Source organism: Acinetobacter lactucae, from assembly GCF_013344765.1.
Taxonomy (GTDB): Bacteria; Pseudomonadota; Gammaproteobacteria; order Pseudomonadales; family Moraxellaceae; genus Acinetobacter; species Acinetobacter lactucae_A.
Genome location: NZ_JABVBF010000368.1, coordinates 1 through 845, shown reverse-complemented (window position 1 = coordinate 845; position 845 = coordinate 1). Strand labels below are relative to the sequence as shown.

Annotated in this window: 1 pseudogene; it reads left to right on the top strand. The window is 25.7% G+C overall.

What is annotated here, in order from left to right:
* A pseudogene (locus HUN22_RS17375) lies at nt 1–767 on the top strand (hypothetical protein); the annotation flags it as partial.
* Nucleotides 768–845: the final 78 nt, after the last annotated feature.

Here is an 845-nt window from a genome sequence, read left to right as displayed (position 1 = left end):
CTATTAAAGGTTTAGATTTTATATCATATTGTAATAATTTTGATGATAATGTCTTAATTAAATATTATGAAAATAACAAATTAAACTTCTCTCAGTGGTTGATTGATCGTGATAATAGATTAACAGGTTATGGAAATTCTGATACTAAAGGTATCTTAGGTCCAATTTATCTTGAGCAAAATTCTAAGATCTTTTTTAATGAACTTGAAAAGGTTAAAGAAAATATTGTGAAAGATATTAAAATAGCTAGTTTATGGTTAACAGCTAATACACCTTTCTGGGGAGCAAATGGTTCTGACTTAACTAAATTTAATGATACATTAATAGATTGTTTGAAATCGGAAATTGATGAACCAATGTTAGTTCCATTTTTCAGCAATACTCAAAATGAAACTACGCTAAGAAATAGATACTCTTCAAGGTTAAGTAATGGTGCTATATTATTTGGAGAGGAGAAGATTGATAACGTTGAAGTATTATTTATAAAAAATGTTATTGCTGTGGTTCAATATCATATAATTCCTGATCCAGATAGTTCTATCACCGTACCTATTGGTTATATTACTACAGATCCAGCAAGATTAAAGAAAATTTCTGATTTTTTAGATAGTAGGTTGCTTAATGAAAATACTCCTAAAAAAGTATGGGGAAATTTTGAAATTAGTGATATTTTTACAAAAGATGAAATTGATAATATGAGAAAATACTCTTCATTAAAAGTCATTAAAAAAAGAAACTTTTTTAAAGAATTTAATCTCAGGAAATAAAAAGTATTTTGTAAAATGGCAGTTGATATTAAATTACTGTCATTTTTATTTCTAATTTAAATAGGTCTCTTTTATAAG